Genomic DNA, 21,205 nt, shown 5'->3' with positions numbered 1-21,205 from the left:
ATGCGCAGCCTGCCGAAATTCCTGCCGATTACCGTGATCGACTCCGCCGCACCGGTTCCCGCCGAGGCGCATTCGCACCACCATGACGCGGCGGCGCAGGGGCCGCGTTCGCTCGGGCAGCCGGCACCGTGCCGGCTGTTCGTGGACGAGACCGCGATCAGCGAGGCCGACATCGCCCGCGAGATGCAGCACCACCGGGCGATGCGCCCGCAACAGTCACGTGCCGAAGCGGCACGCGCACTGGTGGTGCGCGAACTGCTGCGCCTGGAAGCGCAGCGGCTGGGCCTGCAGGCGCCGGAGGGTAACCGGGTAAGTGACGAGGAAGTGCTGATCCAGCAGCTGCTGGAAGACGCGATCGAAGACCGCGTGCCGACCGATGAAGACTGCCGGCGCTACTTCGAGCAGAACCCGGAGCGCTTCCGCTCCCCCGACCGTGTGCGCCTGCGCCATATCCTGCTGGCCGCACCGGCCGACGACGTGGCCGGGCGCTTCGCTGCACGCACCGAGGGCGAGCGGCTGCTCGGACTGCTGAAGGAGTCGCCGCACCTGTTCGCCGATTTCGCCCTGCGTCATTCACGCTGCCCGTCCAGCAGCGAAGGCGGTGACCTGGGCTGGCTGCAGCGTGGGCAGACCACGCCGGAGTTCGACCGACAGGTGTTCCGCCTGCGCGAAGGCCTGGCCGGTTTCCCGGTGGAATCGCGCTGGGGCTACCACGTGGTCTGCGTCGATGCCCGCGAGGAAGGCCAGCCGCAGCCGTTCGAGGCCGTGCTGCCGCAGCTGCGTGACTACCTGGAGTTGCAGGTGCGGCAGCGCGAGGTGCAGGCCTACCTGCTGCAGTTGCAGGAACGCTACCCGGTGCGCGGGCTGGATGAGATCGAAGCCGAAGCGGATATCGGCTGAACCCCTTTGAACGAGGAAAATTCATGAACCAGGCCCTTGCCCCCGCCAGTGCCGGGCAGCAGCAACGTGCGCTGTGGCTGAGCACGTTCGCCTTCACCGTGTGCTTTGCGGTGTGGATGATCTTCTCGATCATTGGTATCCAGATCAGTCAACAGCTCGGTTTGAATGACACCCAGTTCGGTCTGTTGATCGCCACGCCGGTGCTGACCGGCTCGGTCAGCCGCGTCTTCCTCGGCATCTGGTCCGACCAGTTCGGTGGCCGCAAGGTGATGGTGCTGGTGATGCTGTGTGGTGCAGTCGCTACCTGGATGCTGACCTACGCACAGACCTACAGCCAGTTCCTGGTTGCCGCGCTGTGCGTGGGTATCGCCGGCGGCAACTTCTCGGTGGGCGTGGCCTACGTCTCGAAGTGGTTCCCGGCCAGCAAGCAGGGCACTGCGCTGGGCATCTTCGGTGCCGGCAACATCGGTTCGGCGGTGACCAAGCTGCTGGCGCCGCTGGTGATGGTGGCGGCCGGCTGGACCATGGTTGCCAAGGTCTGGGCCGTCGCGCTGGCGGTCACTGCGGTGCTGTTCTTCCTCTTCAGCAAGGAAGACCCGTCTCTGGAACAGCGCCGCCGCGAAGGCGTGAAGCCGGTGCCGTTCGCCGAGCAGATGGCACCACTGAAGAACCTGCAGGTATGGCGGTTCTCGCTGTACTACTTCTTCGTCTTCGGCGGCTTCGTGGCGCTGGCGTTGTGGCTGCCGCACTACCTGGTTGGCGCCTATGGCATGGACGTGGGCCACGCCGGCATGCTGGCGGCGTGCTATTCGATCCCGGCCAGCCTGTTCCGCGTGGTCGGTGGCTGGATGTCGGACCGGATGGGCGCGCGCCGGGTGATGTACTGGACCTTCGGCGTGTCGGCCATCTGCACCTTCCTGCTGGCCTACCCGGATACCGAGTATGTGGTGAAGGGTATCCACGGGCCGCTCCATTTCCATCTGGCCATCGGCGTGGTGATGTTCACCGTGCTGGTGTTCGTGCTGGGCTTCTTCATGTCGCTGGGCAAGGCCGCGGTCTACAAGCACATTCCGGTGTATTACCCCAGGCATGTGGGCGCGGTGGGCGGCGTGGTCGGCATGATCGGCGGCCTGGGTGGCTTCGTCCTGCCGATCGTGTTTGGCGCGTTGAACGATGCGGTGGGCATCTGGAGCAGCTGCTTCATGCTGCTGTTCGTGCTGGTGGCGGCTGCACTGGCGTGGATGCATTTCGCGATCCGCCGCATGGAACGTCGCCACTTCCCGCAGATCGACCGCGAAACCGACCTGCCCGAAGCCATCGACGCGGCTGCCGCCGAGCGGGTGCGCGGCGGGTGAAGGGTGCTGCCGGCCAGCGGCCGACACTACCAGGACGATACGCGGCGGGTGAAGGGGTGATGCCGACCAGCGGCCGGCACGACCGAGTGGTGGGTGAAAGGGTAGTATCGGCCGCTGGCCGGCAGGAACCATCAGATGCGCCACGCTTGATTTCAATCAGGGCCACGCGAAGAGGAACGCCCGAAGATGTCTGCCATGAGCTTCCACGTTGACGAGAGCGAGGACACTGCGCTGCAGGCGGCATTGCTGCGGCAGCCACGGCACGTGCTGTTTCCGCCGGCTGACCAGTTCAGTACCGGCTTTGGCGAAAGCGGGTGGCGCGCCGCCGTGCGCGCCAGCAACGAGCACCTGATCCCGCGTGGTTTGACGCTCGGCTTCCAGGCGGGTCGTGGCGGGCGCGACGTGCCACCGCAGGCGTATCTGGACACCCTGCTGCTGGCGCTGCGCCTGCAGGCCGGCGCGCTGGCTGAAGATCGCGAGGTGGTGGCAATGGTGCTGCAGTTGGGGCTGGCCGAGACGCTGCCGCCACCACAGCTGGGCCAGCTGCTGGATGCCGTGCCGCAGTACTTGCGCACCGTGGCGCGGCCACAGGTGGAGGTGCGGCTGGACGCGGGCAGCGCGCTGGCGCCGGCACAACTGCGTGCGGTGGGCTGCACCCGCCTGAACGTGATCGATCGCGCCGATGCACCGGGGCCGACGCTGCTGGCGCATGCGCGACAGGTGGGCTTTACCGCGCGATGCTACCAGTTGCGGGTGCCCGGCAGCGCGGATACCGGCTTCATCGAACGACTGCATGAGGTGCTGGCCGAAGCGCCCGAGCGCATCCTGCTGCCGGCGCCTTGCGCGCTGCCAGAGCATCCCTCGGCGGCACGATGGCTGCAGAGTTGGCGCCTGCTGCGCGCAGCCGGCTACGAACCGATCGGTGGTGACCACTACCAGCGCGGCGACCTGCCGATCCCGCATGGCCCGGGCGATGGCCAGCGTCATTGTGACCTGGCCGGCGTGCCACGCCGCGACCGCAGCGATTTCATCGGGCTTGGGCTGTCCGCCTGCAGCCAGATCGGCGAGGTGTTCTACCGCCTGGAGGACGAACTGGGCGAATGGCGTGCGCGGCTGCAGGCCGGGCATATGGGCGTGTCTGCCGGATTGATCCTGTCCGAAGACGAGCGACTGGCGGCCGAGGTGGCGCAGAGTATCGCCTGCGATCACGCGCTCGATGCGGCTGCCTTCGAATGGCGCAACGATGAACCGTTCGAAGAATGCTTCGCCGGGCAGCTGCCAGCATTGGCACCGTTGCTGGCGCGCGGCTGGGCGCACTGGGATGCGCGCGTGCTGCGGCTGGCCGAAGAAGGGCGCCTGCTGTGGCGTATGATGGCCGCATGCTTCCGGCCGGCGGCCGCCATCGCTTGAGTCTTGCCCAGATGTCTTCGAATCCGCCTTCGCACGGCCGCCTTGGACAGGCCACCCCGAACCCCGCCGCCGCCGATGACGGCGACGCGCTGCACTTCTGCAGCACCTGCGCGTTTTCCGACGCCTGCATGTCGCAGGGCTACGACAAGACCGCACTGGGCGATCTGCACGTGCTGGTCGACCACGTCGGTCCGTTCCATGCGGGTGACTACATCTTCCGCGCTGGCGAGTCGTTTGATTCGATTGCTGCGGTGCGCGCCGGCATGGTCAAGACCTTCGTCGACGACAGCCAGGGCAACGAGCAGGTGCTGGGCTTCAGCCTGCCGGGCGAAGTGATCGGCCTGAATGCGATCCACGGTTCGCGCTTCCCCTGCAATGCGGTGGCGCTGGATACGGTGCATCTGTGCCGCATCTCGTTCCCAAAGCTGAGCTCGCTGGCCACGCGCATGCCCGGGCTGCAGGCCAAGCTGTTCAGCCTGCTCAGTGCGGAGATCGGCAAGGTCGCCACGCTGGCCGCCAACCACCGTACCGAAGAGCGCATGGCCGCATTCCTGCTGGACATGTCCGAGCGCTACGCGCGGCGCGGTTTTTCTGCCACGCGCTTCAACCTGACGATGGCGCGTACCGAGATCGCCAACTACCTGCGGATGGCGCCGGAAACCGCCAGCCGCGTGCTGCGCCGCCTGAGCGATGATGGGATCATCGCGGTGAAGCAGCGTGAGATCCTGCTGCTGCAGCCCGAGCGCCTGGCCGCGCTGGCGGTGGCCGACGAATCCGATCCGAACTGAACCTGGCCGGGAGCCGACGATGAAGCGAGCTGGACTGTTGTTGCTGGGCCTGCTGGCCACGGTGCCGGCCTGGGCGGCCACGCTGACCGTTTCGGCGGCATCGAGCCTGACCGAGAGCTTCCGCGAACTGGGCAATGCCTATGAGAAGGCGCACCCGGGCACCAAGGTCGATTTCAACTTCGCCGCGTCCGGCGTGTTGCTGCAACAGATCAGCCGCGGTGCGCCGGTGGATGTGTTCGCCTCGGCCGACGAAACCACCATGGACCAGGCCCAGCAGCAGGATCTGCTGGCGGCCGGCACCCGCGAGGTGTTCGCGGTGAACGCGCTGTGGGTGGTGGTGCCACCGCAGGCCAAGGCGGCGCCGCGTACCTTGAAGGACCTGGCCGGTGCCGGTGTGCAGCGCATCGCACTGGGCAACCCGGACAGCGTGCCGGTCGGCCGCTATGCCAAGGGCGCACTGGAAGTGGCGCGCCTGTGGTCGTCGGTGCAGGGCAAGACCATCACCACGCAGAACGTGCGTCAGTCGCTGGATTACGTGGCGCGCGGTGAAGTGGATGCCGGCTTCGTCTATGCCACCGATGGGCACGCGATGCCCGGCCGGGTGCGCCGTGCGTTCGCGGTGCCGGTGTCCGGGCGCATTGCGTATCCGCTGGCGGTGACCAGGGCCAGTACGCAGCCGGCAGAGGCACGGCGCTTCGCTGCCTTCGTGCGTTCGGCACAGGGCCAGGCGATTCTGGCCAAGCACGGGTTCGGCAAGCCCTGAGGCATGGATCTGGACTGGACCGCGCTGGGGTTGTCGCTGAAGGTGGCCGGCTGGGCCACCGCGATCAATCTGGTGCTGGGCGTGGCGCTGGGCGCGTTGCTGGCCCGCCGTCGCTTCCCCGGGCGCGAGCTGCTGGATTCGCTGCTGACCCTGCCGATGGTGCTGCCACCGACGGTGCTGGGGTACTACCTGCTGGTGTTGATCGGTCGCAATGGTCCGATCGGTGCGTGGCTGCAGTCGTGGTTCGGCATCAATCTGGTATTCACTTGGCAGGCCGCGGTGATCGCTGCGGCGGTGGCCTCGCTGCCGCTGGTGTTCAAGCCGGCACGCGCGGCGTTCGAGGAAGTGGACGGGCAGCTGGAGCAGGCCGCACGCACGCTGGGTGTGTCCGAAGTGGCGGTGTTTTTCCGCATCACGCTGCCACTGGCGTGGCGCGGCATCCTCGCCGGCCTGCTGCTGGCGTTTGCGCGCGCAATGGGCGAGTTCGGCGCGACGCTGATGGTGGCCGGCAGCATTCCGGGCCGGACGCAGACGTTGTCGATCGCCATCTACGAGGCGGTACAGGCCGGCCAGGACGGCAAGGCCAATGCGCTGGTGATTCTCACCTCGGTGGTCTGCATCGTGATCCTGTTGCTGGCCGCGCGGCTGGTGGGCGGGCGTCGCCGGGAGCTGCGCGATGTGGCTTGACCTGCAGGTGCAGCGTCGCCTGCAGGCGGCCGGCCAGGAGTTCGTGTTGGACGTATCGCTGCAGTGCACGCAGCGGCAGGTGGTGTTGTTCGGGCCTTCGGGCGCGGGCAAGAGCCTGACCTTGAAGGCGGTGGCCGGGCTGCTGCGGCCGGGCCAGGGTCATGTGCGCGTGCAGGGGCAGACCCTGTTCGATGCGGCCACCGGCGTGGATCTGCCGCCGCAGCGCCGCCGGCTGGGCTATGTGTTCCAGGATTACGCGTTGTTCCCGCACCTGAGCGTGCGCCAGAACGTGGCGTTCGGGCTGGAGAAGGGGTGGTTGAATCCGCGCGTGGGCCAGCGCTTCGATGCGGTGGAGCAGTGGTTGCAGGCATTCCGCATCGACACCGTGGCTGATCTGCTGCCCTCGCAGATTTCCGGCGGGCAGCGCCAGCGCAGCGCACTGGCGCGGGCGCTGGTGACGCAACCGCAGGCGTTGCTGTTGGATGAGCCGTTCTCCGCGCTGGATCATGACCTTCGCCAGCACCTGCGCCAGGAGTTGGAGGCGGTGCTGGACAAGACCGGCATCCCGTTGTTGTTGATCAGCCACGATCCGCAGGACGTGGCCATGTTCGGCCAGCAGGTGGCGCGCATGGTGGACGGGCGTATCGTCGGCGATTGACCTGCATCTGTAGAGCCGAGCCCATGCTCGGCTGCTGTTGGCGGTGTTGCGAAAAGCAGCCGAGCGTGGGCTCGGCTCTACAGGATCTACGGATCAATACAGTTCACAGTGCGTGCGGCCTTCATTGCGCAGCGCGTCCCAGCGCCCTTCGCCACCGATGGCATCGATGGCCTCGCGCACCGCGCCTTCCAGGTGGCGCTTGTTGCCGCACAGGTACAGATGCCCGCCCCGGGCCAACACGTCGCGCACTTCGGCGGCACGCTGCTGCAGCACATGCTGCACATAGACCTTTTCGACGCCATCGCGCGAGAACGCGGTATGCAGGCCAGCCAGAACGCCACGCGTGTGCCAGTCCTGCAGCTGGTCGCGGTACAGATAGTCGTGCTGGCGGTGCTTCTCGCCGAACACCAAGTGCACTTCGCGTTCGCAGGCATTGGCCTGCAGTTCCTGCATCAGGCCCATCAACGGTGCGATGCCGGTGCCGGTGCCGACCAGCAGCAGCGGTGCCTGGCCGGTATCGGGCAGGTGGAAGCCAGGGTTGGAACGGCAGTACACCCGGGCGTGGTCGCCGCCATGCAGCAGGCTGCCGGTGGCAGTGCCGAAGCGCTCGCGGCCGCGCAGGGTGTAGCGCACTTCGCGCACGCACAGGCTCAGCTGGTCGTGGCACGGATGCGAGGCGATGGAATAGGCGCGCGGCAGCCGCGGTGACAGCAGCTCGCGCAGCCGGGCCAGCGGCACGCCGTCCGGCGTGGCGTGGTCCTGCAGCACGTCCAGCAGGTCCAGGCCATGCAGGTAGGCGTCGAGCTCGCGCTTCTGGTTGACCTTCAACAGGCGCTTCAATCCCTCGCTGCCGCTGAGCCTGGCCAGTTCGCGCAGCACGCCCTTGCTCAGCAGGCGCAGCTCGCGGTCGTGCAGGGCGGCCACGGCGGTGCTGTCGCCGTACCAGGTGGCCAATGCCCGCAGCAGGGCAGGATCGTTCTCCGGCACCACGTGCAGGGTGTCACCCGCGCGGTAGGCCATGCCACTGCCGGCGATGTCCAGCTGCAGGTGCCAGGCAGCGGGGTCGCTGCTGTTCAAGCGGCGACGTTCGAGAATGCGGGCGGCAAAGGCATTGTCTTCGCCATAGGCGGTGACCTGCAGGTGCAGGTCGTGGCCAGCGTTGAGGTCGCCCTCCAGCACCTGGCCCAGCACCGGCCGCCATTGCTGGAAGAACTGCTCGTAACCCAGGTCGGCGTCCACGCGGTGCAGCAGCGGCTGCGCCTGGCGCTCGCTCAGCGCAGCATCCAGCGCCTTGGTGAAGCCACAGAAGTTGGGGTAGCCGGTGTCACCAAGGCCGAACACCGCATAGCGCAGGCCAGCCAGCGTCGGGGTCTGGCGCAGTGTTTCGAAGAACTGTTCGCCGTTGGCTGGCGGTTCGCCATCGCCGAACGAGCTGGAAATCGCCAGCAGCACATCGCCGTGGCCGAGACTGGCCACGTCGATGTCGTTGAACGGGAGCACCTGCGGCGCGTGCGGCTGCAGGTCCGCGCCCAAGCGCTGGGCCAGGGCGCGGGCATTGCCCGACTCGGACGCGAATCCCACGAGCAGGCGGCTGAAGGGCGTACTGGTCGGGAGGGCGTTCACGCGGCCTCGTAGAAGTCGTCGAACTTTTCCTTGCTGAACTCGACCAGGTCGTAGTTCTGCATCAGGTCGTTCACCACGCGGCGGATGCTGATGTAGGAGGTGATGTTGCCGTCGCCGTCGAACAGCGGTTGCACGGTGGTGTCGACCACGTAGAGCACGCCGCCCTTGCCGAGGTTGGGCACGATGCCGGTCCAGGTCTTGCCGGCCTTGATGGTGTCCCACATGTCCTTGTAGACCGCCTTGGGCACGTCCGGGTGGCGCACGATGCTGTGCGGCTGGCCGATCAGTTCCTCGCGGGCGAAGCCGGTGAGCGTGCAGAACAGGTCATTGGCGTAGGTGATGTTGCCCTGCAGGTCGGTGGTGGAGATCACCATGACGTTCTGCAGCGCATTCACGAGCTGGGCGTTGTCGGGGGAGTAGCTCATCGCAGGGTCCTTGTAGAGGCCGGCTGCGCCGGCGTGTTCGGGTTCTGCATAGGAATACGCCCGCGTGGCAGCGGGCGGTTTGACATTGGTCAAGCGCGTAGCGCGAAGGCCTGCGACCGGGTGTCGCAGGGTGAGTCTCTTTAGAGATCAACCCAGCCCGGCTCAGGCGGCACGCGGGATTGCCAGCAGCCGGGCGTGGGCTCGGCCCCATCGCAGGAGACACGGGCAGGAGGCGGGCGCATGTCATGTGTACTGAGCTCATGACGTGTTGTCACAAAGAAATCGCCATGGCTTCACGGTTGATTGATCGCATGCAGGGCTATTGTCGTCCTGAGCCTCTCGCTGGCGTCCCCCACGTCCTGCGTCGACTTCCTTCCCAGCATCAGCGCCTGTCCGGGCGCCGCTGGCGTCTGTCTGCCTGAAGCATCCGAGATCATCCCCATGGCCCGCGCCGCCCAGTCCGCTTCACCCGTTGCGATCTCTCCCGTCACGCCCGTGCCGATCGGCACGCGCCGCGGCCATTCGCAACCGTTGGATCTGCCGGAACTGGTGCAGCGCGTGTTGTTCGTTGCCACCGAGATGGCGGACTTCGTCAAGGCCGGTGGCCTGGGCGACGTCGCTGCGGCCCTGCCGCGTGCGGTGCGCGGTGCGTGTGATTCGCGCGTGCTGCTGCCCGGCTACCCGGAGGTACTGCAGCGCCTGCCACAGCTGCAGCGGGTGGGGCAGGTCAGCGCGCGGGCCGGCTTGCCGGCGTGCACGATCGGCATGGCGGTGCAGGCCGACGGCCTTCCGATCTACGTGCTGCTGTCGCCGGAGCTGTACGAGCGTGAGGGCTCGCCCTACGTGGACGGGCAGGGGCAGGAGTGGAAGGACAACGCGGTTCGCTTCGCGACGCTTTCGCATGCGGCGGCGGAGATCGCGGCCGGGCGTGCCGGGCTGTACTGGTCGCCACAGCTGCTGCACCTGAATGACTGGCCGGTGGCCATGGCGGCCGCCTACGTGCGTTGGGACCGGACGGCCGTGCCGACCCTGCTGACCATCCACAACCTGGCTTACCAGGGGCTGTTCCCCTACGCGCTTGCGCCGGTACTGGGCGTGCCGGCCGAACACCTGGATGAACTGCACTTCCACGGGCAGATGTCGTTCCTGCAGGGCGGCATCACCAACGCCACGCGGCTGAACACGGTCAGCCTTCGCTACGCTCAGCAGATCACCGCCCCGGATGAAGGCTGCGGGCTGCATGACCTGTTGGCGCGTCGCGCAGCCGGCGGGCACCTGAGTGGCATCGTCAACGGCATCGACGCCAGCTGGGACCCGCGCCGCGATATCCATCTCAAGGCCCACTTCGGCATTGGTGAGTGGACCGGGCGCGCCACCAACGCCCATGCGGTGCGCAAGGCGTTCGGCCTGGCACCGTCGACCGGCCCGCTGTTTGCGGTGGTGTCGCGGCTGGTGCACCAGAAGGGCCTGGACATCACCTGCGACGTGGCGCCCCAGATCGTGGCGGCCGGCGGCCAGCTGGTCATCATCGGCGGTGGCGAGCCGCAGGTGGAAGCCCAGGTGCAGGCGCTGGCCCGCCGCTACCCGGGGCGGGTGGGCGCCTTCATCGGGTTCGAAGAAGCGCTGGCCCGCCAGATGTTTGCCGGCGCCGATTTCCTGCTGATGCCTTCGCGCTTCGAACCCTGCGGGCTGAGCCAGATGTACGCGCAGCGTTTCGGCTGCCTGCCCATCGCACACGCGACCGGCGGACTGGTGGATACCGTGGAGGACGGCGTGACCGGTTTTCTGTTCCATGGCGCCAATGCCGATGGCCTGCGCCGCTGCGTGGAACGGGCGATGCGCACCTTCCGCCTGCCGGGGCTGCTGCAGGCCATGCGCCGCGCGGCCATGCTGCGGCCAGGTGGCTGGGATGCGGCGGGGCGCGCCTACCTGGCGTTGTACCAGCAGACCTGCCAGGTGGCCGCATGAGCCACGACAGCCTGTATCTGGCCGCCCTGGAGGATGAAACCATCGCGGAGATGGGATTGGATCAGCGCATCGCGCCGGCGCTGGAGGACCTCGTCCATGCACGCCCGGCCGACGCATTCGCCTGGCTGGGCCCGCACCGCCAGCCAGAAGGCGGACGCCAGCTGCGCGTGCTGGTGCCGCACGCGCAGCGCGTCGAGGTGATCGCAGACGACGGGCGGCGCTGGGACCTGTCCCCCGGCCCGTTGCCCGGCCTGTTCGAGGGCGCGGCCGGCGACGCGGCGATACCGCTGCTTGCCCTGCATTTCGAACAGGGCGTGGAGCAGGTGCACGATGCCTATGCGTTCGGTCCACTGTTGGACGAAGCCCTGCTGCAGCGGTTCCATGCCGGTGATGCCGATGCGGCGCGGCAGCTGGGGGCGGTGCCGATGCAGGTGCAGGGCATCGCGGGCGTGCGCTTCGCGGTGTGGGCACCCAATGCCCAGCGGGTCGCGGTGGTTGGCGATTTCAATGGATGGGATGGCCGACGCCATCCGATGCGGCTGCGTCACACCGCCGGCGTGTGGGAACTGTTCCTGCCGGGCGTGCAGGCCGGTGCCCGCTACAAATTCCGCATCGTCGGCGCCGACGGCCGGGTGATGCCCGACAAGTTCGATCCGATGGCGCGCTGGGCCGAGCTGCCACCGGCCACCGCTTCGCGGGTGCCTTCGGCGGCGCCGACGCAGTGGCACGATGACGCATGGTTGGCGGCCCGACGCCAGGCCGGAACCTGCGCACCGCTGTCGATCTACGAAGTGCATGCGGGCTCCTGGCAGCGCAGCGACGAGGGTGCGCCGCTGGACTGGGATGCCCTGGCCGACCGGTTGATTCCGTACGTGGCCGGGCTGGGCTTTACTCACATCGAGCTGCTGCCGGTCAGCGAGCATCCCTTTGGCGGTTCCTGGGGCTATCAGCCGCTGGGCATCTACGCGCCGACGGCGCGCCATGGCACGCCGCAGGCCTTCGCGCGCTTCGTGGACCGCTGCCACCAGGCCGGCGTGGGGGTGATCTTGGACTGGGTGAGCGCGCACTTCCCGAACGATGCGCATGGCCTGGCCGGGTTCGATGGCACTGCGCTGTACGAGCATGCGGATCCGCGCGAAGGGGTGCACGCCGACTGGGACACGCTGATCTACAACTATGGCCGCAATGAGGTGGCCGCCTACCTGATCGGCAGTGCCTTGGAGTGGGTGGAGCGGTTCCACATCGACGGTCTGCGCGTGGATGCCGTGGCGTCGATGCTGTACCGGGATTACAGCCGGGCCGAGGGGGAGTGGATACCCAACGAGCAGGGCGGGCGCGAGAACCTGCAGGCGGTCGCGTTCCTGCGGCGGATGAACCAGACGCTGCGCGAGCGCTTTCCGGACGTGCTGGTGATCGCCGAGGAATCCACCGCGTGGCCGGGCGTGACCGCGCCGGTGGAAGCGGGCGGGCTTGGCTTCACCCATAAATGGAACATGGGCTGGATGCACGACACCCTGCAGTATATGGGGCGCGACCCGATCCATCGCCCGCATCACCACAGCGAGATCAGCTTCGGCCTGGTCTACGCCTTTTCCGAACGGTTCGTGCTGCCGCTTTCGCATGACGAGGTGGTGCACGGCAAGGGGGCGCTGCTGGCCAAGATGGCCGGCGAGCCGGCGCAGCGGCTGGCCCAGCTGCGCGCGTACTACGGCTTCATGTGGGCGCACCCGGGCAACAAACTGCTGTTCATGGGCGGCGAGTTCGGCCAGGGCCACGAGTGGTCGCACGATGCGGCACTGGACTGGGCACAGGCGGCCAGCAGTGAGGGCCAGGGCCTGTCGCGCCTGGTGCGAGACCTCAACGGCGTGCTCCGCGCCGAACCCGCGTTGCATCGCGACGAGCGCGACGAACGCGGTTTCGACTGGAGCGTGGCCGATGACAACCGCAACAGCGTTTACGCGTTCATCCGCCGGGATCCTGCCGGCAGCGGCCGCACCCTGCTGGTGGTGAGCAACTTCACCCCGGTGCGGCGCGAGGCGTACCGGGTCGGCGTGCCGCACCCGGGGCGTTGGACCGAACGACTCAACACCGACAGCGTGTACTACGGTGGCGGCAATAGCGGCAACCTCGGAGCGGCGCTTACCGAGCCCCGGCCGATGCATGGGCACGCCCAGTCGCTGCGGCTGACGCTGCCGCCGCTGTCCACGCTGTACCTGCAGGTTGATGCATGACGGCAGTGACGCCGCGCCTGGGCGCATGGCCTGTGGCCGGTGACGGGGTGGAGTTCCGCGTGTGGGCACCGGACGCAAGGACGATGGCGCTGAGCCTGCACGGCACGCAGCGGCCGATGCAACGCGACCCGGACGGCTGCCACTGGCTGCGAACACCGGCATCGCATGGCGACCGCTACTGTTTTCGCCTTCCTTCCGGCCTGGACGTGCCCGACCCGGCCTCGCGCTGGCAGCCGGACGGCATCGACGGCGACAGCGCGGTGGTGCTGGACAAGGACATGGTGCAACCCACGTGGCGCGGGCATGCCTGGCAGGACCTGGTGATCTATGAAGTACACATCGAGGCCGGCGGCGGCTTCGCGGCGCTGACCGCGCAGCTGCCGATGCTGGCCGCGATTGGCATCACCGCCATTGAGCTGATGCCGGTCGCGCAGTTTCCCGGCCAGCGCAACTGGGGCTACGACGGCGTGTTCCCGTATGCGCCGGCCCATGCTTACGGTGGGCCGGCAGAGCTGAATGCCTTCGTCGAGGCGGCACATGCCGCTGGGCTTTCCGTGTTGCTGGACGTGGTCTACAACCACTTCGGACCGCAGGGTAACCATCTGCGCCAGTACGCGCGGGGGTTCTTCCGTGATGACCGCAGTACTCCCTGGGGCGAGGCCATCGACTTCCGCCAGCCCTGGGTGCGGCGCTTCTTCATCGACAACGCGCTGATGTGGTTGCGCGACTACGGCTTCGATGGGCTGCGCCTGGATGCGGTGCATGCCATCGATGATGAGCGCTTCCTGCAGCAGCTGGCCGAGGAGGTACACGCGGTGGTGCCGCACGCGCACCTGGTGCTGGAGAACGAACGCAACCAGGCGCGATGGTTGCGCGGCGCCTACCAGGGGCAATGGAATGACGACTTCCACAATGCGCTGCACGTGATGCTGACCGGCGAGCAGGAGGGCTATTACGCGGCCTATGCCGGTCGCGCCGAAGCACTGCTGGCGCGCTGCCTGGCCGAAGGATTCGCCTGGCAGGGTGAACCGGACCTGCGCGGCGATCCCCGCGGCGAACCCAGCGCTGACCTGTCTCCCGCGCGTTTTGTGGCATTCGCGCAGAACCACGACCAGGTAGGCAACCGTGCTTTCGGCGAGCGCTTGTCGATGCTGGTGGATCCGGCGCGGCTGCGTGCGGCGCTGGCGTTGACCGTGCTGACGCCGATGATCCCGCTGCTGTTCATGGGCGAACCGTGGCAGGCGCAATCGCCGTTCCTGTTCTTCACCGACTACGCGCCGCCGCTGGACGAGGCGGTGCGCGAAGGGCGTCGCCGCGAGTTCGCTGGTTTCAGCGCCTTTGCCGACGCCGCCTCGCGCGCGCGTATTCCGGACCCGAACGATGCGGCGACCCTGCAGGCGTCGTACACGCCGCCGCCCGGCGATGATCCCTGGTCGCAGCACTGGCTGCGCTGCACGGGCGAGTTCCTCGGCCTGCGCAGGCGCTATCTGCAGCCGGGCCTGCTGCAGGCGCGGTCGCTGGGTGCGCGCGTGCTGGGCCAAGGCGCGGTGCAGGCGGGCTGGCAGTTGCCCTCGGGCCAATGGTGGATCGCGATCAACGTGGGCCCTGTGCCGGTGGCGCATGCGGTGCCGGCCGGCGACTGCGTCGTGGGGCCGGACGCGGCCGGGATGCTGCCAGCCGGCGGCGGCGTGCTGGCCTGCTGGATCGCCGCATGAGCACGGATGCAGCGGTGCGGGAAGCGGCCGGCCGTGCGGGCCTGCTGGTCCGCTGGACCGACGTGGCCGGTGCCGCGCGCGAGGTCGCACCGGACGTGCTGCGCGCGGTGCTGGAGGCGCTGCAGGGCGATGCAGCGCCCGAGCACGGTGGCCTGCGCACGGCTTGCTGTGGACAGCTGCTGGCGATGCCCCAGGCGGCAGGCGCAGCGTGCTGGGTGGATGAGCAGGGCGCAGTGCTGCCGGCACACCCCGATGCGCAAGGGCGCTGGCGCGTGCCGGACCAGCCCGGCTACTGGCAGTGGCGCCAGGGCGGACGGCAACAGGCGATTGCGGTGGCGCCACAGCGTGCCTGGTGGCCGCTGGGCTTGCTGCGCGGCTGGGGCCTGTCGGCGCAGGTCTACAGCCTGCGCGCTCGCGACGACGCCGGCATCGGTGACAGCGCCGGCTGTGCGCGATGGAGCGAACTGCTGCACCGTCACGGCGGCGATGCAGTGGCGTTGAGCCCGCTGCATGCCGGCTTGCCACCAGGGCCCGGTTACAGCCCCTATTCGCCCAGCGACCGGCGCTGGCTCGATCCGCTGCAGACCTCCCTGCCGCAGGTACTGCCGGAAGCAGCCGACGCCGTGCTGGCTGAAGACGAAGCACTGGCGACGGCCGTTGCAGCAGCCACTGCCGCGCGCCGCATCGACTGGCCGCACTCGGCGGCGTTGAAGTGGCGCTGGCTGCGCCAGGTGCGCCAGTGGCTGCGGCAGCAGGCGCCGGCTCAGTACGAACAGATGCAGACGTGGTGCGATGCGCAGGGCGAATCCCTGCTGCGCTATTGCCAGCACGCCGCCGACCGGTTCACTGGAAGCGCCGACGACCATGCGTTTGCGCAGTGGTTGGCGCGGCAGGGCTGGGCGCAGGTGCAGGCGGGCTTGCGCGACGACGGCGCGTCGATCGGGCTGATCGCAGATCTGGCGGTGGGTTGCGCGCCGCAGGGCGTCGAGGCCCGGACCGGTGGCGACCGTCTGCTGCAGGGCCTTGAGCTGGGCGCGCCGCCGGATGCGTTCAATCCGCTGGGCCAGGCCTGGGGTATCACCAGCTGGTCACCCTCCGCGCTGCAGCGCGAGGGCTTTGAGCCGTTCATTCGCGTGCTGCGCGCCGTGATGGCCGGCCGTGGTGGGCTGCGCATCGACCATATCCTCGGCCTGCAGCGGCTGTGGGTGCTTCCCTGTGGCTCAGGCGCCGGACAGGGCGTGTACCTGCGCTATCCGTTCGATGATCTGATCAACCTGCTGGTTCTGGAATCGTGGCGGCATCGCTGCGTGCTGATCGGTGAAGACCTGGGCGTGGTGCCGCCGGGCATTCGCCAGCGGCTGGCAGCCCGCGGCATCCTGGGCATCGAGGTGCTGCCGTTCGCCCGCAAGGGTGAGCGCTTCCTGCCTGCGCCACGGTGGCGCCGCGATGCGGTGGCCATGCCCTCCACCCATGATCTGCCACCGCTGTCCGGCTGGCTGCACGGGCGCGACCTGCGCTGGCGTGCCCGCCTGGGTGAGCTGACCGGGCTTGCAGCGGCGTTGCACGCGCGCGCCAGTGAGGTGCAGGGACTGTCCGCCGTTGCCCGAGGCGAGGGCGCGACGCTGGAAGCGCGTGCGCTGTCGCTGGTCGCGCACGCGCCTTCGCGGTTGGCGCTGCTCCCGCTGGAAGATGCGCTGGGGAGCCGCGCGCAGGTGAACCTGCCGGGCACCGTCAACGGCCATCCGAACTGGCGCCGGCGGCTACCGCTGGCATGGGAACAGGACGCGGTTGACGCGCGTATTGCCCGGTTCAGCGCAACGCGGCGGAGGGAGCGGCGATGACTCCATTGCGTGCCACCGGACGCCTGCAATTGCATGCAGGCTTCGACCTCGAGGCCGCCGCGATGCAGCTGCCGTACTACGCCGCGCTGGGCGTCAGCCACCTTTACCTGTCGCCGATCGCCGCTGCGCTGCATGGGTCTACGCATGGCTACGATGGCATCGACCCGGCCTGCATCAATCCGGAACTGGGCGGCGAAGAAGCCTTCCGGCAACTGGCCACAGCGACGCGCGCGCACGGCATGGGCCTGATCCTCGACATCGTACCCAACCATCTGGCGGCGTCCCCGCACAGCCATTGGTGGAACGATGTGCTGATGCACGGGCGTCGAAGCCCGCACGCAGCATGGTTTGACATCGACTGGGAGGCGCCGGGCTGCGAGGGCCGGCTCTGGCTGCCTGCACTGGACCGGCCGTTGCACGACGCGGTGCGCGATGGCGTAGTGCGCGTGGTGGTGGACAACGCGCGTCCCGTGCTGCGCCACCATGGTCTGGCGTTGCCCTTGTCGCCGCGCAGCCATCCACTGGACCCCGCGCAGTGGCCGGCGTGGGCCGAGCGCTGCAACCGCAGCGTTGAACGGCTGCATACGCTGCTGCAGCGGCAGCACTACCGGCTGGCCTGGTGGCGCACGGCGGGCGATCAGGTGAACTACCGGCGCTTTTTCGATATCAATGAACTGGCCGCGCTGCGGGTGGAGCGCGATGACGTGTTCGAGGCGGTGCATGCGCTGCCGCTGCGGTTGGTACGCGAGGGATGGGTGGACGGCCTGCGTATCGATCATGTGGATGGCCTGTCTTCCCCGGGCACCTACCTGCGGCGCCTTCGTGAATCGCTTGACGCAGCCTGTGCGGCCGGCGGCCGTGATCCGCAGGCGGTGAGCCTGCATGTGGAGAAGATACTGGCCGAGGGCGAGCAGCTGCCCGACAGCTGGGCCTGCGACGGCACCACCGGCTATGACTTCATGGACCAGACCGGTGCCTGGTTGCACGATCCGGCGGCTGCACCCGCGCTCTCGCGCACGTGGCAGGCGCTGGGCGGTGATCCGCGCAGCTTCGACCGGATCCAGCAGGACGCTCGCGGCATGATGTTGCGCCAGGGCCTTCACGCAGACTTCCAGCGGCTGCTGCGCAGTGCGCAGCAGGTCCTGCAGCCCCGGCTGGCCGAGGCCGATATCGGACTGGCTGCGCTGGCACGCGCATTGGCTTCATTGCTGCGGCATTACCGCACCTACCGGCCCTATTCGCTGCAGGGGGCGGGTGAACGAAAGGCGCTGGTGGACGCTGCAGCTGCTGCGCGCGAGGCGCTGGACGGTGCGGCATGCGCCGCGCTGGATCTGCTGCTGCAGGCACTTCCCGGCCAGGCGCCGGCTGAAACCGAGCTGCGCGTACGGTTCGGGCAGCTGGCCGCGCCGTTGAATGCCAAGTCGGTGGAAGATACCGGGTTCTATCGCTATTTCAGGCTGCTGTCGCGCAACGAAGTCGGCAGTGATCCGCAGCGGCTGGGCATGGAAGGGCGCGAGCTGCTGGAACATGCAGCCGGGCGCCTGCGGCGCCATCCCAGGGCGCTGCTTGCGCTGGCGACCCACGATCACAAGCGCGGGGCCGACAGCCGGGCACGGCTGGCGGTTCTCAGTACCTGCACGGTCGAGTGGCGGGACGCGGTGCGGCGCTGGGGCCGGATGGCGACCCGCGCCGGCGCGCCAATGCCATTGCCGAGTGCCGAGGCCTATGCGCTATGGCAGGCGCTCGTGGCCGCGTGGCCGATGCACGGTACCCCCGGCGCAGGCTTCGCATCGAGGATGGGGCAATGGCTGACCAAGGCGTTGCGCGAGGGCAAGCGGGTCAGCAGCTGGTCCGATCCCAACGTGGCCGTGGAGGAGGGCGCCGCGCAGTGGCTGCACGCGCTGCTGGATGGAGCGCCGTTGCAGCCGGTGCGGGAGGCGCTGGCGACCTTCGTGGCGCGCATCGCGCCGGCGGGCGCCTGCAACGGCTTGGCACAGCTGTGCCTGCAGCACTGCCTTCCCGGCGTGCCCGATCTTTACCAAGGCGGTGAAGGCTGGGACCTGAGCCTGGTGGACCCGGACAACCGGCGCGCCGTGGATTATCCAGCGCGGCAGGCCTGGCTGCGTGATGCGCGCGCGTGGCCCGCGCTACTGGAGGACTGGCGGGACGGTGGGATCAAGGCATTTCTGCTCCGGCGATTACTGGATTGCCGCCGCAGGCACCCGCAGCTGTTCCTGCACGGCGCGCTGCAGCCGCTGTCGGCGCCGGTGCGCTCACCGTGGCTGGCGTTCACGCGCAGGCATCAGGCGCAGATGCTGCTGGTGGTCGTGCGGCGTGGTTCGCCCACCGCCGTGCCTGGCCCAAGCCTGCATGCGCCGCGCGACGTCGGCAGCGATGTGACGCTGCGTGGGGTGCCGACAGGCCCCATGCGCAACGTCCTTGACGGGCGTATCGAACATTTCAACGCAACCACGGACGTGGCCAGGCTTCTGGCTGGCAGCCCGTTGGCGATATGGATCAACGAGGAGGCAGGTAGGGATGGACAGCAGGGAACGACGGCAGCGGATTGAGGCACTGGCCCACCAGATCTGGGAGGCAGAAGGGCGCCCGGATGATCAGCAGCAACGGCACTGGCACATGGCCGAGCGGCTGGTGGAGGCCGAGATCGCCGCCGCGCGCGAGGAGGAGGGCACCGATGGCGAGCCGTAAGTGGACGCAGACCTCGCGCGTGCGCGAAGGCCGGCCCTTCCCGCTGGGGGCGACCTGGGACGGGTTGGGCGTGAACTTCGCGCTGTACTCGCGGCATGCCACCCGGGTGGAGCTCTGTCTGTTCGATGCACGCAACCGCGAAGTGGAACGCATCGCGCTGCCCGAGTACACCAACGAGATCTGGCATGGCTACCTGCCGGACGTGAGGCCCGGCCAGCGCTATGGCTACCGGGTGCATGGCCCCTATGCGCCGGAGGAAGGCCATCGCTTCAATCCCAACAAGCTGCTGCTGGACCCCTACGCCAAGCAGATTGTGGGCGAACTGAAGTGGGCCCCCCACCTGTTCGGCTACACCTTGGGCCACCGCGATGGCGACCTGAGCTTCGACCGCCGCGACAGCGCCAGCTACATGCCGCGCTGTGCCGTGATCGATCCGGCCTTCAGCTGGGGTGCCGAGCGGGCACCTGCCACGCCCTGGGACCGGACCGTGATCTACGAAGCGCACGTGCGCGGGCTGACCATGCAACACCCCGATGTTCCGCAGGCCGAGCGTGGCACCTTGTCTGCCCTGCGCCATGACGCAGTGGTCGACCACCTCAGCCATCTGGGCGTGACCGCCATCGAACTGCTGCCGGTGCACGCCTACGTCGATGACCAGCAGCTGCTCGAGCGCGGGCTGCGCAACTACTGGGGGTACAACACCATCGGCTTCTTCGCGCCGCAGCCGCGTTACCTGTCGCTGGGCACCGTGGCCGAGTTCAAGCAGATGGTCGCGCGGCTGCACAATGCTGGCATCGAAGTGATCCTGGATGTGGTCTACAACCACACCGCCGAAGGCAATGAGCTGGGCCCTACGCTGTCCTTCAAGGGCATCGACAACGCCAGCTACTACCGCCTGGCCGATGATCGCCGCTACTACATCAACGATACCGGCACCGGAAACACGTTCGACCTGACCAATGCCGGTGCACTGCGCATGGTGATGGACTCGCTGCGCTACTGGGTGACCGAGATGCGGGTGGACGGCTTCCGCTTCGACCTGGCGACCATACTCGGCCGTGAACGGCATGGGTTCGACGCTTCGGGCAGCTTCCTTGATGCCGTGCGCCAGGACCCGATCCTGAGCCAGGTGAAGCTGATCGCCGAGCCCTGGGACATCGGCCCGGGCGGCTACCAGCTGGGCCAGTTCCCGCCGGGCTGGGCCGAATGGAATGACCGTTTCCGAGATACGGCGCGCGCGCTGTGGCGCGGCGATGGCGGCCAGCTGGCGGAGTTCGCCACGCGCTTCACCGGCTCGGCCGACCTGTTCGAGCACCACGGCCGGCGGCCGTCGGCCAGCATCAATCTGGTAACGGCACACGATGGGTTCACGCTGCATGATCTGGTGAGCTACAACGACCGCCACAACGAAGCCAACGGCGAAGACAACCGTGATGGCCATTCGCACAACCTTTCCAGCAACCATGGCGTGGAGGGTGAGACCGATGATCCGGCGATCCTCTCTGTGCGTGCGCGGCAGATGCGCAACCTGCTGGCCACGCTGCTGCTGGCGCAGGGCACCCCCATGCTGCTGGCCGGCGATGAGTTCGGCCATTCGCAGCAGGGCAACAACAACGCCTACTGCCAGGACAACCCGCTGAGCTGGATCGACTGGGAGCGTGCTGCGCAGCCGGCAGCCCAGGCGCAGGTGGCGTTCGTGCGGCGGGCGCTGTCGCTGCGCCGTCGCTATGGCCTGCTGCGCAGGAACCGGTTCCTGCGCGGTGAATACGATGAAGCGCTGGGCCTGCGTGATATCGACTGGCGGCATCCCGATGGTCGCGGCATGGAGGAAGCGGACTGGCATGACGCAGGGCTGCGTGCGCTGCTGATCATCTTGGACGGCCGCAGCCCGGACAGCGGCCTGCGCGAGCCTGGGCGGCATGTCAGCCTGGCCCTGCTGTTGAACGCTGGGGAGCAGCCGCAGCGGTTCTGTGTGTCAGACGACGCCCTGTCGTTCCGGCGCGTACTCCTGCAGACCGACGAAACGCCGTTGGAGCCGGATGAGGAAGGCGCCTGGACGCTGCCGCCGCGCAGCCTGTGCCTGCTGGCGGCAAGCAGCAGCGCTTGATTGCATCGCGGCGCCACTACGGTCC

At 68.4% G+C, this 21,205-nt stretch carries 16 protein-coding genes; 14 read left to right on the top strand and 2 right to left on the bottom strand.

The features are described 5' to 3' along the window. The 7 genes from ACUDTM_RS04010 to ACUDTM_RS03980 all read left to right on the top strand — a co-directional run bounded on the left by ACUDTM_RS04010 (position 1) and on the right by ACUDTM_RS03980 (position 6,561). Entirely contained in the window at positions 1–900 is a 900-nt protein-coding gene (locus ACUDTM_RS04010; protein ID WP_065185686.1) for a peptidylprolyl isomerase, read from the top strand. Positions 901–923: 23 nt separating this feature from the next. After that, positions 924–2,255 carry an MFS transporter gene (locus tag ACUDTM_RS04005; protein ID WP_005416836.1) on the top strand — a complete coding sequence of 444 codons (1,332 nt, stop codon included), beginning with the start codon at positions 924–926 and terminating at the stop codon, positions 2,253–2,255. Positions 2,256–2,450: 195 nt separating this feature from the next. Continuing rightward, on the top strand, positions 2,451–3,665 hold the full coding sequence (locus ACUDTM_RS04000; protein WP_072167566.1) for a coproporphyrinogen III oxidase: 1,215 nt from the start codon (positions 2,451–2,453) through the stop codon (positions 3,663–3,665). A gap of 11 nt (positions 3,666–3,676) precedes the next feature. Then, on the top strand, positions 3,677–4,453 hold the full coding sequence (locus ACUDTM_RS03995) for a helix-turn-helix domain-containing protein (RefSeq protein ID WP_005416832.1): 777 nt from the start codon (positions 3,677–3,679) through the stop codon (positions 4,451–4,453). Between the two features lie 19 nt (positions 4,454–4,472). Next, complete coding sequence (gene modA, locus ACUDTM_RS03990; protein ID WP_445391179.1) at positions 4,473–5,216, top strand: molybdate ABC transporter substrate-binding protein; 744 nt, start codon at positions 4,473–4,475, stop codon at positions 5,214–5,216. Between the two features lie 3 nt (positions 5,217–5,219). Continuing rightward, a complete protein-coding gene (gene modB, locus ACUDTM_RS03985) occupies positions 5,220–5,903 on the top strand; it encodes a molybdate ABC transporter permease subunit (RefSeq protein WP_065177657.1) in 684 nt (227 codons plus the stop codon). After that, a complete protein-coding gene (locus ACUDTM_RS03980) occupies positions 5,893–6,561 on the top strand; it encodes a sulfate/molybdate ABC transporter ATP-binding protein (RefSeq protein ID WP_227837670.1) in 669 nt (222 codons plus the stop codon). The genes modB and ACUDTM_RS03980 overlap by 11 nt, the downstream gene beginning before the upstream one ends. A gap of 93 nt (positions 6,562–6,654) precedes the next feature. Here ACUDTM_RS03980 and ACUDTM_RS03975 read toward each other — a convergent pair whose 3' ends face one another. Together ACUDTM_RS03975 and ACUDTM_RS03970 are read right to left on the bottom strand one after the other, a co-directional pair. Then, positions 6,655–8,184 (bottom strand): diflavin oxidoreductase, encoded by a 1,530-nt coding sequence (locus ACUDTM_RS03975; protein ID WP_072167568.1) that lies wholly within the window; start codon positions 8,182–8,184, stop codon positions 6,655–6,657. Next, positions 8,181–8,609 (bottom strand): PAS domain-containing protein, encoded by a 429-nt coding sequence (locus tag ACUDTM_RS03970; protein WP_069138376.1) that lies wholly within the window; start codon positions 8,607–8,609, stop codon positions 8,181–8,183. The genes ACUDTM_RS03975 and ACUDTM_RS03970 overlap by 4 nt, the downstream gene beginning before the upstream one ends. 441 nt (positions 8,610–9,050) lie before the next feature. Between ACUDTM_RS03970 and glgA the strand changes: the two genes are divergently transcribed. The 7 genes from glgA to glgX are packed head-to-tail and all read left to right on the top strand — an operon-like array spanning position 9,051 to position 21,180. After that, on the top strand, positions 9,051–10,577 hold the full coding sequence (glgA, locus tag ACUDTM_RS03965; RefSeq protein ID WP_111008045.1) for a glycogen synthase GlgA: 1,527 nt from the start codon (positions 9,051–9,053) through the stop codon (positions 10,575–10,577). Then, on the top strand, positions 10,574–12,808 hold the full coding sequence (locus ACUDTM_RS03960; RefSeq protein WP_445391178.1) for a 1,4-alpha-glucan branching enzyme: 2,235 nt from the start codon (positions 10,574–10,576) through the stop codon (positions 12,806–12,808). The genes glgA and ACUDTM_RS03960 overlap by 4 nt, the downstream gene beginning before the upstream one ends. Continuing rightward, positions 12,805–14,523 (top strand): malto-oligosyltrehalose trehalohydrolase, encoded by a 1,719-nt coding sequence (gene treZ, locus ACUDTM_RS03955; RefSeq protein WP_072167572.1) that lies wholly within the window; start codon positions 12,805–12,807, stop codon positions 14,521–14,523. Before ACUDTM_RS03960 ends, treZ begins: the two co-directional genes overlap by 4 nt. Further along, complete coding sequence (locus tag ACUDTM_RS03950) at positions 14,520–16,364, top strand: 4-alpha-glucanotransferase (RefSeq protein WP_227837665.1); 1,845 nt, start codon at positions 14,520–14,522, stop codon at positions 16,362–16,364. Before treZ ends, ACUDTM_RS03950 begins: the two co-directional genes overlap by 4 nt. Next, on the top strand, positions 16,361–18,934 hold the full coding sequence (gene treY, locus ACUDTM_RS03945; protein ID WP_445391177.1) for a malto-oligosyltrehalose synthase: 2,574 nt from the start codon (positions 16,361–16,363) through the stop codon (positions 18,932–18,934). The genes ACUDTM_RS03950 and treY overlap by 4 nt, the downstream gene beginning before the upstream one ends. Then, positions 18,903–19,073: a DUF2934 domain-containing protein gene (locus tag ACUDTM_RS03940; RefSeq protein WP_072167575.1), complete on the top strand. Its 171-nt coding sequence runs from the start codon at positions 18,903–18,905 to the stop codon at positions 19,071–19,073. The genes treY and ACUDTM_RS03940 overlap by 32 nt, the downstream gene beginning before the upstream one ends. After that, the gene (gene glgX / locus ACUDTM_RS03935) at positions 19,060–21,180 is read left to right on the top strand and encodes a glycogen debranching protein GlgX (RefSeq protein WP_111008050.1); all 2,121 of its coding nucleotides are present in this window, start codon (positions 19,060–19,062) and stop codon (positions 21,178–21,180) included. The genes ACUDTM_RS03940 and glgX overlap by 14 nt, the downstream gene beginning before the upstream one ends. Positions 21,181–21,205: the final 25 nt, after the last annotated feature.

The organism is Stenotrophomonas maltophilia group sp. vghtpe118, from assembly GCF_052605195.1.
The sequence above is the reverse complement of the archived record's forward strand: the minus strand, read 5'-3'. Positions and strand labels throughout refer to the sequence as shown.